The sequence below is a fragment of the Bradyrhizobium sp. genome, from assembly GCF_049586575.1.
In the GTDB taxonomy this organism is placed as follows: domain Bacteria; phylum Pseudomonadota; class Alphaproteobacteria; order Rhizobiales; family Xanthobacteraceae; genus Bradyrhizobium.
Genome location: NZ_JBAVCF010000550.1, coordinates 1 through 15,711, shown reverse-complemented (window position 1 = coordinate 15,711; position 15,711 = coordinate 1). Strand labels below are relative to the sequence as shown.

Genomic DNA, 15,711 nt, shown 5'->3' with positions numbered 1-15,711 from the left:
ATATTGGCATCGATCCCAAGCTCGACATGTTCTACCTGCTGATGGAGCAGACCGATAACGAGCGTGGCCCTATCAGGGTCGCGTTTCGCAAACTGGTCTACGACGCCTTCGCCACCCCTGTTGGGCGCTGAGCCTTGAGATAGCGCCGGGACACTCTTGCTCTGCCAAAAGCTGTGACGATGATGTCCAATGGATGGTTGCTTTTGCGCCAGCAATGGGCTTGGATTCAATATTCGATGCGCGCACGAAGAATCCAAAGCCGAATGGAAGTGAGAGAGGCTGCCAACGGGCAGCCTCTTTTATGTCCGGCTGCTCTTCATCATCAAGCGCCAAAGACCGGCATGCGAATGTGAGCGGAAGACGAGACGCGCACCATAAGGATAGGGATCGGGATGCGTCGGCGCGGCGCGCACATCCGGTAGGGCGTGGCTCATCGATTTCTCCTCGCACTGGTGCAGTTCGATAGGGTTTTGACCGCCCAAATTTGTAGTGTGCCTCGTCTTCATCAGTTTTTTGCATGAGGATGAAACGGCTGGAATGCGTTCAGGGTCGCCCCTCGATGGCGCGTTGGAGCCACTCTTCAGGGGCAGGAAAAAGCGGATTTCTCTTTATTGAGACGGAAGAAAGTAGTTCGAAAAGAATATGTTATGTCAGTAATGTATAATTTTTGAGATTAATATTGTAATTGATACAGGCTTATGACAAGCTACGCTACGTCGGGGATTTCAAACGAGGAGGGGGTGTCGAAATGAGCATCACGGCGGACAGCATTGAGAGCGTTCCGACGACGGTCGACAGCAATGCGCGGAAGGCGTTGCTGGGTTCGGCGATCGGCTATGCGATGGACGGATTCGATCTTCTTATTCTAGGCTTCATGCTGCGGGCGATTGCAAGCGATCTCCATCTGTCGCAGGCACAATCGGCCTCACTGGTCACGGCCACGCTGATCGGCGCCGTGCTCGGCGGCATCGGCTTCGGCATGCTGTCGGACCGCCTCGGCCGCGTACGCATCCTGACCTGGACCATTGTCGTATTCGCGGTGTTCACCGGCCTTTGCGCGTTCGCGCAAGGCTATTGGGATCTTTTGATCTACCGGACCCTTGCGGGCGTCGGCCTTGGCGGCGAATTCGGAATCGGCATGGCGCTGGTTGCCGAAGCGTGGCCCGCTTCGAAACGTGCGCGAGCCTCTTCCTATGTTGGTCTGGGTTGGCAATTCGGCGTACTGCTGGCTGCCATTGCCACGCCGCTGTTGCTGCCCGTGATCGGCTGGCGCGGCATGTTTGCGCTCGGCGTATTTCCGGCGGTGGCCGCCTATTTCATTCGTGCCTCGCTCCACGAGCCCGAAGTGTTCGTCGCGAAGTCGAAAGATCATCCGAAGGAATCGGCGCTGCATCTTCTGGTGAAGGACACCGAGACCACCAAGCTCAGCCTTGGCATGGTGATCCTCTGCTCGGTGCAGAACTTCGGATACTACGGCGTGATGATCTGGTTGCCGAATTACCTTTCGACTCGCTTCGGTTTTGCGCTGACGCGGTCGGCGACGTGGACCTGCGTGACCCTTGCCGGCATGGCGCTTGGCATCTTCATGTTCGGCCATATTGCCGATCGCATCGGCAGGCGTCCGGCTTTCTTCAGCTACATGTTCGGCGCCGCCGTCATGGTGCTGATCTATTCGCGCCTGACCGATCCTATCCAACTGCTCATTATCGGCGCGATCATGGGCTTCTTCGTCAACGGCATGCTCGGCGGCTATGGGGCGCTGATCAGCGAGCTGTTTCCGACCGCAGCGCGCGCCACGGCGCAAAACGTGCTGTTCAATATCGGCCGCGGCGTCGGAGGATTTGGTCCGGTCATCGTCGGCGCGATTGCGACTGCCTATTCGTTCGAGACCGCGATCGCGTTGCTCGCCACGCTTTACGTGTTCGACATCCTGGCGATGTGGCTGTTGATCCCCGAGCGCCGTGGCGCCCAGCTCACGTAACGTTCGACCAGTGCCGCCTATTTGAAGTTCCCGCACCGCAAGCAGCGAATTCGGTTCAGGAACTTCAAATAGAAGAGCGGCACTGGAATCAATAGGTTTGCTGGTGCCCATCACTTTCCGAAGTTCGTGGAAGTGGGTGCTGCGACGGAGCACGAACTTCGGAAGATGGGCACTAGAGGCCGTCATGTCACTCGATCATTCATCGCATCAGGTGCAGCCGGTGGTAATGCCGCCCGCATCTCCTCACGTCCCCTGGAAGCCCAGCATCGTCGCCGAGCTTGCCAAGGTCGTCGCCAATATTGCCGTCAACGCCGAATATCGCCACCTCGTCGTTGACTGCAGCGAGGTCGCCTCGTCGGCACAGCCAGGGCAATTCTTTCAATTGCTCTGTCCGCACCCCGCAGGCGAGCAGCCGTTCCTGCGGCGGCCGATGAGCCTCTACGGCGCGGATCCGGTCAAACGCCAGGTCGAGTTTTTGTACAAGGTCACCGGCGCCGGAACGCGCGGGCTTGATCTGATCAAGCCCGGCGATCACGTCGATATCATGGGACCGCTTGGCACCGGCTTCACGCTCGATCCAACGTGGCGGCATATCGTGGCGATCGGGCGGGGCGCCGGTCTTGCCACGCTGGCCCCACTCGCCAAGGCAGCCAAAGCCAACGGCACCAGGGTTACGGCGATCTTCAGCGCGCGGCGGCCCGAGCTTCTGGTGTCGGTCGATCTCTTCAAAAACCACGGCGCTGACGTCGTGCCGGTGACGGACTCTGAGCAGACCAGCGGGCCGGGCAACGTCGAGCGCATCCTTCGCGGCCTGATCGCGGAAGGAAAGTGCGATGCGTTCTTTACCTGCGGCTCGAGCCGCCTGATGCGCGTGCAGCAGCGCCTTGCGATCGAGTTCGGTCTTCCCGGACAGGTCGCGATGGAACAGCAAATGGCCTGCGGCATCGGGCTTTGCTACTGCTGCGTCCGCGACTTCAATGTCGGAGGCGAGATCGTCAGTCGCAGGGTCTGCTGGGACGGGCCCGTCTTCGATCTGCTGGAGGCGCTGCCATGATCAAGCCGTTTTCAATTGATCTCTCCGTCAACGTCGGCGGCCTCAAGCTGCGCAATCCGGTGATGCCGGCGTCGGGCACCTTTGCCGAAGGGCTCGACAAGGTGATCGACTTCAATCGCCTCGGCGCCTTCGTGACCAAGACCGTGACCCGCGAGTTGCGCGCCGGCAATCCGCTGCCGCGCGTGGTCGAGCGGCCGGGTAGCCTGATCAACGCGATCGGGATTCCTTCCAAGGGTGTGCCGCATTTTATCGAGAAAATCATTCCGAAATATGCCGCCTACGAGCCGCCCCTGGTCGTCAGCATCTCCGCGCCGACCGCGGAAGGTTTCGCAAGCCTCGCTGCGGAACTGACGCTGCCGGGGGTGTCGGCGATCGAAGCCAACATCTCCTGTCCGAATATCGAGGAGGACGGCAAGGCCTTTGCGATGCGTGCGGTGTCCGCCGAGAAGGTCACGCGCGAGCTGCGCGCCGCGACCAGGCTGCCGCTCTGGGTCAAGCTCACACCCAACACCGGGGATATCGCCGAAGTGGCGCGGGCAGCGGAAGCGGCTGGCGCCGATGCAGTTGTCGTCGCCAACACGTTCCTCTCGATGGCGATTGACCTGAAGACATTCAAGCCGTGCCTCGGCAACGTCATGGGCGGATTGTCGGGTCCCGCGATCAAGCCGATCGTGCTTCGCCAGGTGTTCCAGTGCGCCAAGACGGTCAAGATTCCGATCGTCGGCTGCGGCGGCATTTCGTCAGCCGAAGATGCGATCGAATACATGCTTGCGGGCGCCACCGCCGTGCAGGTCGGAACCGCAACCTTCCTGCAACCAGCGGCCATGGTCAGCGTCATCGACGGCATCGAGATGTTCTGCCTGCAACGCGAGATCAATCGCGTAACCGATCTGGTTCATGGCGTCGTGATCGAGGAGGCTGACGATCAGGATCTCGCCTGGCTCAGTCCGCCAACATGACGACAGAGGCTGCACCTTCCCGCAACGTCTTCGTCGACGACGCGAACGACCGACGTCTGGCCGGCGAATTGTTCGATGCCCTTCGTGAAGCATCGTTCGACGGCGTCGGCATCACCCGCGAAAGCTTTGGCGAACGCGAGTCCACGGCGCTCGACATTGTCGAAGCCAAAGCGCGCGAATTCGGACTGGAGACTGTCCGCGATGCCGGCGCCAATCTGGTCGTGACGCTTGCCGGCAGCGAGGGTGATCTGCCGTATCTCGCCTGCGGATCGCATCTGGATTCGGTAACGCAAGGCGGCAATTTCGATGGTGCGGCGGGCGTGGTCGCGGGCCTTGCCGTGCTCGCACGCCTCAAGCGCGACAAGATCGTGCCCCGCCGCACCGTCAAACTTTTCGGTTTGCGCGGCGAGGAAAGCTCCCGCTTTGGCAAGGCCTATATGGGTTCGCTGGCCCTGTTTGGAAAATTGACGGCCGAAGACCTTCGGGCCGTTGATCGCGATGGCCGCGCGCTTGGCGATTGCATGCGCGACGTCGGCGTTGACGTCGGCCGAATCGAGAGGGGAGAACCGTTGCTCGACGCCAAACGTATCGCCGCCTGGGTCGAACTTCATATCGAGCAAGGTCCGGTGCTGACGGCGCGGGAGCTTCCGGTTGGAATCGTCACCGGCATCAGGGGCAATGTCCGTCATCGTTTCGTCGAATGTATCGGGGAGGCCGGCCACTCCGGTGCGGTGCCGCGCTGGTTACGGCATGATGCCGTGTTCGCGGTAGCCGAACTGATGACCCATCTCGACCGTCACTGGCGTACTTTGCTGGAGCGCGGGCGCGATGTCGTCGTGACATCAGGTGTTTTCGGGACCGATCCTGCGGAACACGCGATCGCGCGGATCCCGGGAAAGGTGACGTTCAGCTTCGAGGTGCGCAGCCAGAGCAAGGAGACGCTGGAGGGCTTCTACGATCTGTTCCGCTCGGAATGTAATCTCATCGCGGAAGAGCGCGGCGTAGAATTCGCCTTCGACCGCCGCCTGGAATCGGCGCCGGCCACCATGGATGCGGAATGGGTCCGGCGTCTGCGGCGCGCGGCCCAAGCGCTGGGGCTCCCGGACGAAGAAATCCCGAGTGGGGCAGGGCATGACGCCGCGGTGTTTGCCAATGCCGGTATTCCCAGCGCCATGGTATTCGTGCGCAATGAAAATGGCTCTCATAACCCGAAAGAGGCGATGAATCTGGATGATTTTGTCGCGGGAATCGCGGTAATGCGGGCGGCGATCGAAGAGGCCATCCAATGAGCGTGACCGAATTATTCGAGAAGGCCGCCGCGCCCAAACGCGCGGACAGCATCACGATCCGCAGGCCCGATGATTTTCACGTGCATCTGCGCGACGGCGCGATGCTTCAAGCCGTGCTTCCGTTCACCGCCGCGCAGTTTGCCCGCGGCGTCATCATGCCCAATCTCGTGCCGCCGGTGACGACGGTCGCGACGGCCATAGCCTATCGCGAGCGCATACTGGCAGCCCGCGCCGCGACGTCCGATTTTCAGCCGCTGATGACCTGTTATCTCACCGACGCCACGTCACCTGACGAAATCGAAAAGGGATTCAAGCAGAGCGTCTGGGCCGCCGCAAAGCTTTATCCCGCCGGCGCCACCACCAACGCGCATCACGGCGTGACCGACATCCCGGCGCTGGCTCCCGTGTTCCAGCGCATGGAGAAGATCGGCATGCCGGTCTTGATTCATGGGGAGGCCACCGATCCCGCGGTGGATATTTTCGATCGCGAAGCCGTCTTCATGGAGCAAAGCCTGTTGCCGCTCTTGAAGCGGCACGCCGGCCTGAAAGTCGTGGTCGAACACGTCACGACCGCGGAGACCGTCGATATCGTGCGCGCCCACGCTTCGCATACGGCTGGAACCATCACGCCGCATCACCTCGTCATCAACCGCACCTCACTGTTCCAGGGCGGCCTGCGTCCGCATCTCTACTGTCTGCCGGTAGCAAAACGCGAACGCCATCGCCTCGCGTTGCGCAAGGCTGTTACCTCGGGCGAAGGCTGCTTCTTCATCGGCACTGACACCGCCCCGCATCGCCGGACGGCCAAGGAAGCTGAATGCTGCTCGGCCGGCGTATTTGGTGGCGCGACCGCGTTGCAGACCTACGTGCAGGTGTTTGATGAAGAGGGTGCCCTCGACCGCTTCGAAACGTTTGCTTCCGTAAATGGCGCAAAGTTCTATGGCCTCGAGCTCAACCGCGGCACGATCACCCTGGAGCGGCGCGAGCAGCCTGTGATGGCCGCGGTCGCCGTGGACGACACCGAGGTCGTGGTGTTCCGGGGTGGTGAGACGCTGCCGTGGTCGATCGGAAAGTTGACGCCATGAGCGATCAAAATATCAGGCAAGAGATTGGCGGCGAAGTCGCACGGCTGTTGTTTGAGGGCGGCGCGATCCATGTCAGCCGGCAGCAGCCCTTCATCCTGGCAGCGGGCTGGGCCAGCCCGGTCTATGTCGATGTTCGTGTCATCCTTGGCGATCCATCCTTGCGTCAGGCCATCACGCAACTCGGCTTTCGCTATGTGACGGCGATGTTGCCGCAAGCGTCGATCGATGCGGTCGCAGGTGCGGAGACCGCCGGAATTCCCTTTGCCGCATGGCTCGCCGACAAACTCAATGTGAAGATGCGTTATGTCCGCAAACGGCCACTCGGCATCGGCCGCAACGCGCAGGTCGAAGGCGGCGACGTCGACGGGCTCAATGTCCTTCTGGTCGACGACCTCACCACCGATGGTGGCAGCAAGCTCAATTTTGCACGCGGCCTGCGTGCCGCCGGAGCGATCGTCGAGCATGTACTGACAATCTTCTACCACGACGTCTTTCCGGGCGCGGCCGATCGGCTCGCGCAAGCAGGCCTGACGTTGCACCCGCTTGCGACCTGGGCCGACATTCTGCGTTCGCCGGCGGCCGGCGCGGTTTCGCCGCAGGATCGCGCCGAGATCGAACGTTTTCTGGCCGACCCCGTGGCCTGGTCGACACGCCACGGTGGGCGCGCCAAGCGATCGGTTCAAAGCTGATCAGGTCTTCATCTCTCCCCGCTGGGAGATGCGAAGAGAGTTTGCGGCTCCAGGCTACGACGCCTTTCGCGTGCCGGTCGCCCGCATCGCCGATCGCTCCAGGATCATGCGAAGCTGGCTCGCCGCCTCGCGTCCCTTGTGGGCGCGCCGCCACAGTTTTTCGACCAGTCGTTCGTATAGACGCACAGGTTCATCGTCGGCCGTCAGCATGGCGACGCCGGTACGGATGTTCGGCAATTCGCCGCCGAGCCGGAACGGACTCAAGCCCAGCAACGTGCGCTCGGAAGTGCGGAACAGCTGGAACGTGATGTTGGGCAGGGGCTCCTCGATCAGGCCGATCTGGATGCCCATCGGCTCCTGCTCGATCAGCTTGATGAGGTGCTCGATCTCGGCGCGCGCGGCCAGCCTGCGCTCGACGATCTCATGAGGTGGAAGGTCGAAGCGGCCGACCAGGCCGAGCTTCAGCCAGCGCTCGATCTCCGGCATGTTGACGAAATTGACGACGGAAAGATGCCGGCGGTGGCGGGCGTGCTTGCGTTCGTCGAGCACCGCGACGATGGCGTCGATCTCGGCCTCGTAGTCCTTGTCGTCATCGGCGTAGGAGGGCGCGGCCTCGATCAACGTTTGCTTGAGCTGGCGCGCGTAATTATCCGAGGTCAGGAGGTAGGACAAAGGCGGGAAGTGCGCGATGACCTGTTCGGATTTCTCCTCGATCTGCCGCATCCGCTCGAAATAGCTGATGGCGTTGGCGTAGTATTCGACGCCAAGGCCGAGCAGGGAGCCGACGGAGGTTTCCAGAACATTGGCGAGGCGGTCGAGCGTCTCGATCTTGACGACCTCGCCGGCCTCGATCCGGTAGACCGCGGCGCGCGACACGCCGAGTCGTTCGGCGACCTGTTCCGCCGCCAATCCCCGGCCCATCCGGTAGGCGCGCAGCCTTTCACCGATCTCGGCAAAGCGGTGGCTCGTGGCGTTCATGCCTGCCTCATGTCCCATTTGTCTCATATTTGAGACAAGGGAGTACATGATTTTCAATCCTCAGGGAAGCCCTAATTCGGCGCCCCTGGCGACATCAAGGAAAAACAGCCGGGGGCGGTTCTGGCGCCTAGACCAGGTCGACCGCGGCAATCCTGTTCAGTGCGTCGATCTGCTGGTCCGGGGCGAGGGCGATCGAGTTGTCTGCATCGCGCACGACCGCGAGCAACCGCTGAAAAGTCGTCTCGGCGACGCCTGCGGGAAGCGGCTCCTCGTCAAACGACGCGATGAAGGGGTCGATGATCGACGACAACAGCCTGTAGACCGCGCGATGCTCGGCGTCGGTCTCCGCCAGTTCGTCCGTCATTTGCTGAAGGGTGACGTAGGTCCGTAGACCTGAATGCTGATGTGAAAGCCAGCTATGCAACTCAACCATGTTGTTTCCTCTACTCAAGAAGAAACAACCATCGATATCACGAAAACCCTTTTATAGCAAGTATTTCCTGGAGCCTCTTGGAGAGAAGCCCGCGGCCGAGTGCAGGGCGAAAACCTCTCGGTTCAGGGGTCCGACGCAACTCGTTAAAGCATCACACGAGCCTCGCGGCCGCCAGTTCATTCAAGATCTGAATTTGCTGTGGCGCCGGCGCCGTCACCGAGCTTTCCGCCTTGGCAACGACCTCAAGCAGATGGCGGAAGGTCTGTTCGGCGACCTCGACCGGAACCGCCTCGCCATCGTACTTGGCGATATATTCCTCGGTCAGTCCGGCGAGCAGGCGATAGAGCGCGCGATGAGGCGTATCGGTCGCAACACGGTCGAGCATGTTCTGTCGAAAGGCCTTGAAAGTCTTCAGGCCATGATGCTGGCGCGACAGCCAGTCGTGGAGTTCACCCATGATGCTTTCTCTCTTTCGAGGCGCGAAGAAAGCGATTGTTTATAGCAGGCGGAAGACACCTATGCAATAAAATTTGAGACTAGTTTACAAATTTGTACGCGAAGTGTTTTGTATGAGAGTTTTTGAAGAGCGCTTGAGAGAAGCTCCACTATTCGCCCCTCAGCCGCTGGTCTTCCTGGACCCGGACCCGTTCGGCGCCTCTGGAGCCGGCCTCCGACAATCGAAGCGTGCTCAAGGCAGCACCGGTGACCGCGAAGCCAACCGCGACCAGCAGAGCGAGCCGGGTGCCGTCCAGTACGAAACGGGCGATCAATAGCGACACCAGTGCAGCACCGATGGTCTGTCCCAACAGGCGCGCGGTTCCCAACATGCCGCTGGCGCCGCCGCTGCGTTCGCGTGGGGCTGCCGCGATCATGGTGCGGTTGTTCGGCGTCTGGAACAGGCCAAATCCGGCGCCGGCCACCGCCATCCGCCAGGCGACGTCGAACGGCGAGGGATGAAGCGGTAGCCAAGCGAGCGCGCCGAGGCCGAGCGCAAACAGCAAGAGGCCAATTCCGCCGAGAAGCCCGGACGGATAGCGCTCCACCAGCCTCCCGGCGAAGGGCGCCGCGAACGCAACCGCGATCGGCCAGGGCGTGATAAGGAGCCCGATCTCGACGGCTGAATATCCAAAACGGTTTTCGAGATAGAACGGCAACGCGACAAAGGCCAGCATCTGCGCGCAGAAGGACGCAATCGAGGTCGCAATCGACAGAGCGAAAATAGGGATGCGCAGCAAATCCAGCGGTAGCAGCGGCGATTTCACATGCGTTTGCGCGCGCACCAGAAGAAAGCCCGCGACCGCCGCGCCGCCAAATTCCGCGAGCGCAATCGCGGCACCTTCATCGTGGCCGATGCTGTCGATTCCGGCGAGGCCGAGTCCAAAGGCTGCTGCGCTGAGCGCCGCGCTCATCCAGTCGAAATCGTGGCCCGCGGGCTTGGTGTACGGAAGATATTTGACGCCAATCACCAGCGCGCCAATGCCGAGCGGCACATTGATCGCAAACAGATACGGCCACGACCCTATCGCGAGAATGCCGGCCGCGATCGTCGGGCCGACGGCTGCGGATACCGCGACCACCATCGCGTTGATGCCGATCCCCCGCCCCAGCATCGCGCGCGGATAGATATGCCGGACCAGCGCCATGTTGACGCTCATGATCCCGGCAGCGCCGAATCCTTGCAGGACGCGGGCGATGGTCAGAAGCGTCAGCGTGTGCGCGAGCACACAGAACAGCGACGCCAGGGTGAACAGCGCGAGCCCGGCAATGTACACGCGGCGATAGCCGACGATTTCGCCAAGCGAAGCCAGCGGCAACAGCGAGATGGTGATTGCGAGCTGATAACCGTTGACGATCCAGATCGAAAAAGCCGGACTGGCATGGAGGTCGCGCGCGATCGTGGGCAACGCCACGTTGGCGATCGCGCCGTCCATCACCGCCATGATCAGGCCGATCGCAATCGTCAGGATCGCCCAGCCGAGTTGCGGTTGCGGCAATCCGTCGGCATGATGGATCACTTCATCTGACTTCACGTATCGACTGGCCTCATGGTATCGAGTTTTGGTTGAACCTCGCATAGGTCGCGGATTTCCGCAAAAGCCGCTGATCCAGGCAGTGATAACGAGAAGCCATGACATCGGTTGCGACATCGACTGCCCGACTGCCGGATTGGAGTTCACTCTCTGGACCTGACAGGACCGCGGCGCTAGAGCAATGCCGCCGGCGGCTGGCGCATATCGGTCGGATGCTCCGTGCGGTCGAGCATATCTATCCTTCTGAAGCTGCACGTCAGGGCCCGCTTGCGGGCCTGCCTTACGTTGCCAAGGACATGTTCGCAACCGGACGCAGCCGGCCGTCATGGGGATGTTCAACCCCGCAAGCGCCGGCGCTGCCACGCGCATCGGTGATCGACCGCCTCGATCAGGCCGGAGCCAGCCTCATGGGGATGGCTGTCATGACCGAGCTGGCTTGTGAGCCGTCCGGCTTCACACGACGCGGCGCGCTCAATCCATGGAACTTCGATCGCATTCCAGGCGGCTCCTCGACAGGCTCCGCCATTCTGGTCGCGTCCGGCTGTTGCTTTGCTGCGCTCGGCTCCGATACCGGCGGCTCCGTGCGAATGCCGGCGCATTGCTGCGGCGTCACGGCGCTCAAGTCGGGCTATGGCAAGATTCCGCTCGACGGGGCCATGGCGCTCGCGCCGAGCCTCGACAGCTTCGGAATCTTCGCGCGAAGCGCGGCCGACCTTGCCTTGCTGTGGCCCATCGTTTCCGGCGATCGGCTCGCCAGAACGGAGGAGCCGAAGAAAGTAGTTGTCTTGCAGGATGCGTTCGGTGCCAGCGACGTGGAGATTGCCGGGGTTTGTCGTGGCGCTGTGGCTCTGCTCGCCGAGAGCGGTATGCTGGTCGAAACGCGGTCCGGATTTCCAGAAGAAGCTGACAGGCACGCCTTGACCGTCCTGCTCGCGGAGCCAGCCCGTGAACACGGCCGGCGTATCGATGATCCGGCCACCGACGCCACGTTGCGCAAGCGCCTTGCCAAGGGACTCTCGATATCCGATCCAGATCTCACCGCGGCATTGGCCGCGCGCGCGGCGCTTCGCGATCAATTTATCTTGTCCTGTCTTGGCGCGGACGGCGTCGCCGTTCTGCCCGTGATGCCGATCAGGACACCCCAGGTAAACGACGTTAATCCGGCATCCGCGCATTTCAATCCGCGCGTGCTCTATGCGCTGAGCCGCTTCACCCGTTTCGTCAACTATCTCGGGTTGCCGGCGCTTGCAGTTCCCGCGGGCTTCGACAGCGGCGGAATGCCGGTCGGCCTGCAACTGATCGGACGGCCGGGCAGCGAGACCCTTTTGCTTCAGATCGCGGTCCAGCTGCAGGAACGGTCCGACTGGCACGGTCGCGTGCCCTCGGCGATCGCATCCGAGATTGCCGACGAGCCATGACTGCCAAATGGTCGCGGTCGGTTGCACAACGGGCGCGAGTTGGTGCAGTCTTTGTTGGTGGATTACAGCTATTGGCTGATCGCAACGGAGGCGGATCGTGCGGAGATTGAAGCAGGTTGCTTGGCTTTTGTTCGTCGTAGCGGCCATCGGGCCGTTGCCGGCAAAGGCGGTCGGACCCGAGCCGGCGCCACTGGCCCAGCCGGTCGAGCTCACGGTCGGTTACCAGAAGGTTGGCCATCTCGCGCCGGTCATTCTGATCGCCGACGAATTGAAGAAACTCGGCGTCAACCTCAAGCTTGTCGAATTCGTTCGCTACGCCGACGCGCGCACCGCACTGCTGGCGGGCTCTCTCGATGCCGCCTCGGTTGGGCCGGCCGATCTTGCGATCTCGCTCGCGCAGGGTTCGACCAATGTGGTCGGGCTGATGGGGGTGGGTTCTTCGCCCAAATATGTCATCGGCCGTGAGGGCGTGAAGTTCGATTCCTGGAGCGACCTGAAAGGCAAGAAGATCGCGATCGCGCCGGGATCGGCGGTCTGGTTTCAGTTCGCAGCGACCCTGGTCGAAAACGGCATTCCCTATAACAGCTTTCAAGCCGTCAACATTCAGGGCGGCGGCGCCAATTTCGACCAGGCCTTGAAGAAGGGCGAGGTCGATGGCCTCGTGACCTGGGAGCCTTTCGAATCCATCCCCGTGATGGACGGTTACGGTTTCTTCGCCAAGGGGCTCGAATACGGTTCGTCGAAAGCGGTTGGCGCCGAGCTAGGAATGTTCATGACGACAAAGACGGCGGTCGACAGCAAGCGGGCCGCGATCGAGCGCTTTGTCTGGGCTTATCTCAGCAAGCAGGAGGAACTCGCCAAATCGCCCGCCGCTTTTGCCGATGCTTACGCGCAACTCTCCGGCATGGCGCCGGATGTCGCGGCGCGGGCCTCGAAGATCATCAAGCTGGGCGAGGTGATCTCGCCGGATCAGATCAAGCGGCAGGCCAAGGGCTTTGCCGACCTCGGCGTGATCCAGAAGGACGTCTCCGACCAGATCGATGCGCATTGGGACGGCTCCTTCGTCGACAAGGCTTTAGGCAAATAGGGCGAGCAGCGAGCCGCGCCGTTGGCTCGCGAGGATTTTCTCAAGATGTCGATCTCGACCGGACCTATCGTCTCAAGGGGCGAATCCTCGGCCTCTCGCCTGACTTCGTTGATGCTTGCTCCTGCCAGCCGCAGGAGCCTTCGGCAACTCCTTCTCGCCATCGTCCTTCCCGTTCTGGTGATCGTGCTCTGGCAATGGGCGGGCAACGGCGGTTCACTGTTCGGCGGCGTGTTGCCGACGCCGGACAAGGTCTGGCATGCATGGAAGGTGTGGGCTTTCGGGTCAACCGGCCTCAGCCTCAATCCCTATAGCGGCACGTGGCTTGCCAACTTGCTGTTTTCCGCCGAACGCGTTGGCAAGGGATTTGTCGCCGCGATCATGGTCGCCGTGCCGGTCGGGCTTGCGATCGGGTGGAATCGGATTGCTTCCGGTACGCTCGATCCGACCGTTCAATTGCTGCGGCCGATCCCGATCACAGCGTGGCTGCCGTTTTCGATCGCGGTGTTCGGCATTCGCGATATGGGCGCGGTGTTCCTGATTGCGCTTGGCGCGTTCTATCCGATCGTGGTCAACACGGCGCAGGGTGCGCGCGACATCGAGCGCAATCTCGTCCGCGCCGCGATGATGATGGGCGCGGGAAGGTGGACGATCCTGCGGCGGGTCGTGCTGCCGGCTTCGCTGCCGTCGATCTTCACAGGGCTTCGGATCGGGCTCGGCATTGCCTGGACGGCTGTCATCGTCGCCGAAATGGTCGCGGTCAAATCCGGTCTCGGCTATGTGCTGTGGGACGCCTATTATGTCGGCCGAATGGATGTCGTCATTGCCGACATGGCGACCATCGGCTTGCTCGGCCTGATCAGTGATCGTGTCATCCTGTTGATCGAACAATGGGTGCTGGCGTGGCGGCGGCTGCAATCGTTCCAGTCATGACGATGTGATGACGATGGGCACGATCGCTTTCGAAAACGTATCGAAGACTTTCTCGGGCCAGACCGAAGTCCGGGCGCTGGAGGCCATCAATCTCGCCGTCGGCGAGGGCGAGTTCGTTGCGCTTCTGGGCCCGTCGGGTTGTGGAAAATCGACGCTGCTCAATCTGCTCGCGGGCTTCGAGAAGACAACCGAGGGCACTTTGCTATTCGACGGCAAGACCGTGACACGGCCGGGGCCGGACCGCGGCGTCGTGTTCCAGGAAGCAGCCCTCTTTCCGTGGCTTAACGTCTGGCAAAACGTGATTTTCGGGCCGCAGGTTCAGGGCGTGCCGCGTGCCGAATATGAATCGAAGGCGCGCAACCTGCTAAAGCTGGTCGGCCTGGAATCGTTTGCCGACGCGTTGCCCGTGCAATTGTCGGGCGGCATGCGTCAGCGTGTCGGCATCGCGCGCGTGCTGGCGATGTCGCCGAGAGCGCTCCTGATGGACGAGCCGTTCGGCGCGCTCGACGCGCAGACACGGCTGTCCATGCAGCAGCTACTGCTGGATGTCTGGCAGTCGCTCGGCACGACCGTATTGTTCGTCACTCATGACATCGACGAAGCGATCCTGTTGTCGGATCGGATTTGCGTGATGTCGGCGCGGCCGGGCCGGATCATCCGCACCATTCCGATCACGCTGCCGCGCCCGCGTTCGATTGCGAGCCTGACCAGTGCGGACTTCATGGCCTATAAGGCGCGCATCATGTCCGACATGAAGGTCAGCGCCGCTCCGGTCTAGTGCGGCGGTTCAGAAGTTCGCATCGTTGTTTGCCGCGGGTTCGTCATGCGGACTTCTGAACCAAAGCCACACCAGCTCAATAGGTTTGCTAGTATCCTTTCGATTCCGAAGTTCGAAAGTGGCTCCGCAAGTTGCTACGAACTTCGGAATCGGGACACGAGAGGGCGTCAATGGCAAATCCGCGTATTCCTTATCTGTTGTCGTCTGACCGTGCGGCATTGCCGCCGCTGGATGGAAAGCGAATCCTGGTTCATCTCGTCGTCAACGTCGAGAATTGGCAATTCGATCAGCCGATGCCGCGCACCATCGTTACGCCGCCGCATGGCCGCGAAACCGTGCCGGACGTGCCGAACTTTTCCTGGGCCGACTATGGCATGCGGGCCGGGCTGCCTCGAATTCTCAAGGCGTTTGCATCGCGTGGTCTACCGGCTTCGACGAGCTTCAATGCAGGCGTCATCGATGCCTATCCGCAAGCCGCCAGAGCGATGCGCGACGCGGGGTGGGAATTCATCGGCCACGGCATGCATCAGAAAGCTATCAACCATGTCGAGGGCGGCGAAGAGGCGGTGATAGGCGCGAGCCTCGACAAGATCGCTGATTTTACCGGACGGCGTCCGCGCGGCTGGCTGTCGCCGGGATTGCGCGAGACCGTCGATACGCCCGAAATTCTCAAGCGCAAGGGGATCGACTACGTCTGCGATTGGGTGGTCGATGACCGGCCGGCATGGTTGAATACAACCGAAGGTGCTCTAATCGCGATGCCTTACAACCTTGAGGTCAATGACTCCATCATCTATGCCATCGAGCGGCATGCGACGGGCGAGATGGCGAGGCGTCTGGAATTCACGCTGCGCCGGTTCGAGACGGAATGTCGCGACAGCGCGATCGTGCTCGCGATCGGACTGCACCCGCATCTGATATCGGTCCCACACCGAATCCATGAATTGGAACGCATGCTTGACCTGCTGACGGCATCACCCGATGCCGGCTTCTTCACGGG

The 15,711-nt window shown here is 61.6% G+C and carries 16 protein-coding genes; 11 read left to right on the top strand and 5 right to left on the bottom strand.

Going from position 1 to position 15,711, the window contains the following annotated elements; genetic code table 11:
* Positions 1–299: 299 nt before the first annotated feature.
* Positions 300–434 (bottom strand): hypothetical protein, encoded by a 135-nt coding sequence (locus tag WB528_RS20615; protein WP_423890257.1) that lies wholly within the window; start codon positions 432–434, stop codon positions 300–302.
* Positions 435–748: 314 nt separating this feature from the next.
* On the opposite strand from WB528_RS20615, the gene WB528_RS20610 reads away from it, so the two are divergent.
* From WB528_RS20610 to WB528_RS20585, 6 genes are all read left to right on the top strand, one after another.
* The gene (locus WB528_RS20610) at positions 749–1,981 is read left to right on the top strand and encodes an MFS transporter (RefSeq protein WP_423890256.1); all 1,233 of its coding nucleotides are present in this window, start codon (positions 749–751) and stop codon (positions 1,979–1,981) included.
* Positions 1,982–2,165: 184 nt separating this feature from the next.
* Complete coding sequence (locus WB528_RS20605; RefSeq protein WP_423890255.1) at positions 2,166–3,035, top strand: dihydroorotate dehydrogenase electron transfer subunit; 870 nt, start codon at positions 2,166–2,168, stop codon at positions 3,033–3,035.
* A complete protein-coding gene (locus WB528_RS20600) occupies positions 3,032–3,994 on the top strand; it encodes a dihydroorotate dehydrogenase (RefSeq protein ID WP_423890254.1) in 963 nt (320 codons plus the stop codon). The genes WB528_RS20605 and WB528_RS20600 overlap by 4 nt, the downstream gene beginning before the upstream one ends.
* Positions 3,991–5,283 carry a Zn-dependent hydrolase gene (locus WB528_RS20595; RefSeq protein ID WP_423890253.1) on the top strand — a complete coding sequence of 431 codons (1,293 nt, stop codon included), beginning with the start codon at positions 3,991–3,993 and terminating at the stop codon, positions 5,281–5,283. The genes WB528_RS20600 and WB528_RS20595 overlap by 4 nt, the downstream gene beginning before the upstream one ends.
* Positions 5,280–6,368, top strand: coding sequence for a dihydroorotase (gene pyrC / locus WB528_RS20590; protein WP_423890252.1), 1,089 nt, complete (start codon positions 5,280–5,282; stop codon positions 6,366–6,368). Before WB528_RS20595 ends, pyrC begins: the two co-directional genes overlap by 4 nt.
* Entirely contained in the window at positions 6,365–7,057 is a 693-nt protein-coding gene (locus WB528_RS20585) for an orotate phosphoribosyltransferase (RefSeq protein WP_423890251.1), read from the top strand. Before pyrC ends, WB528_RS20585 begins: the two co-directional genes overlap by 4 nt.
* 54 nt (positions 7,058–7,111) lie before the next feature.
* On the opposite strand, the gene WB528_RS20580 is transcribed toward WB528_RS20585, so the two are convergent.
* The 4 genes from WB528_RS20580 to WB528_RS20565 all read right to left on the bottom strand — a co-directional run bounded on the left by WB528_RS20580 (position 7,112) and on the right by WB528_RS20565 (position 10,498).
* Entirely contained in the window at positions 7,112–8,035 is a 924-nt protein-coding gene (locus WB528_RS20580) for a helix-turn-helix domain-containing protein (protein WP_423890250.1), read from the bottom strand.
* Between the two features lie 127 nt (positions 8,036–8,162).
* Positions 8,163–8,468 (bottom strand): hypothetical protein, encoded by a 306-nt coding sequence (locus WB528_RS20575; RefSeq protein ID WP_423890249.1) that lies wholly within the window; start codon positions 8,466–8,468, stop codon positions 8,163–8,165.
* A 151-nt stretch (positions 8,469–8,619) separates the two neighbouring features.
* Entirely contained in the window at positions 8,620–8,925 is a 306-nt protein-coding gene (locus WB528_RS20570; protein WP_423890248.1) for a hypothetical protein, read from the bottom strand.
* A gap of 148 nt (positions 8,926–9,073) precedes the next feature.
* On the bottom strand, positions 9,074–10,498 hold the full coding sequence (locus WB528_RS20565) for an MFS transporter (protein ID WP_423890247.1): 1,425 nt from the start codon (positions 10,496–10,498) through the stop codon (positions 9,074–9,076).
* Between the two features lie 212 nt (positions 10,499–10,710).
* Between WB528_RS20565 and WB528_RS20560 the strand changes: the two genes are divergently transcribed.
* From WB528_RS20560 to WB528_RS20540, 5 genes are all read left to right on the top strand, one after another.
* Positions 10,711–11,916, top strand: coding sequence for an amidase (locus WB528_RS20560; RefSeq protein WP_423890246.1), 1,206 nt, complete (start codon positions 10,711–10,713; stop codon positions 11,914–11,916).
* Between the two features lie 97 nt (positions 11,917–12,013).
* Entirely contained in the window at positions 12,014–13,003 is a 990-nt protein-coding gene (locus tag WB528_RS20555; protein WP_423890245.1) for an ABC transporter substrate-binding protein, read from the top strand.
* 21 nt (positions 13,004–13,024) lie between these two features.
* A complete protein-coding gene (locus WB528_RS20550; protein ID WP_423890244.1) occupies positions 13,025–13,933 on the top strand; it encodes an ABC transporter permease in 909 nt (302 codons plus the stop codon).
* A 7-nt stretch (positions 13,934–13,940) separates the two neighbouring features.
* Entirely contained in the window at positions 13,941–14,711 is a 771-nt protein-coding gene (locus tag WB528_RS20545; RefSeq protein ID WP_423890243.1) for an ABC transporter ATP-binding protein, read from the top strand.
* Between the two features lie 170 nt (positions 14,712–14,881).
* On the top strand, positions 14,882–15,711 hold an 830-nt coding region (locus tag WB528_RS20540; RefSeq protein ID WP_423890242.1), incomplete at its 3' end, for a polysaccharide deacetylase family protein.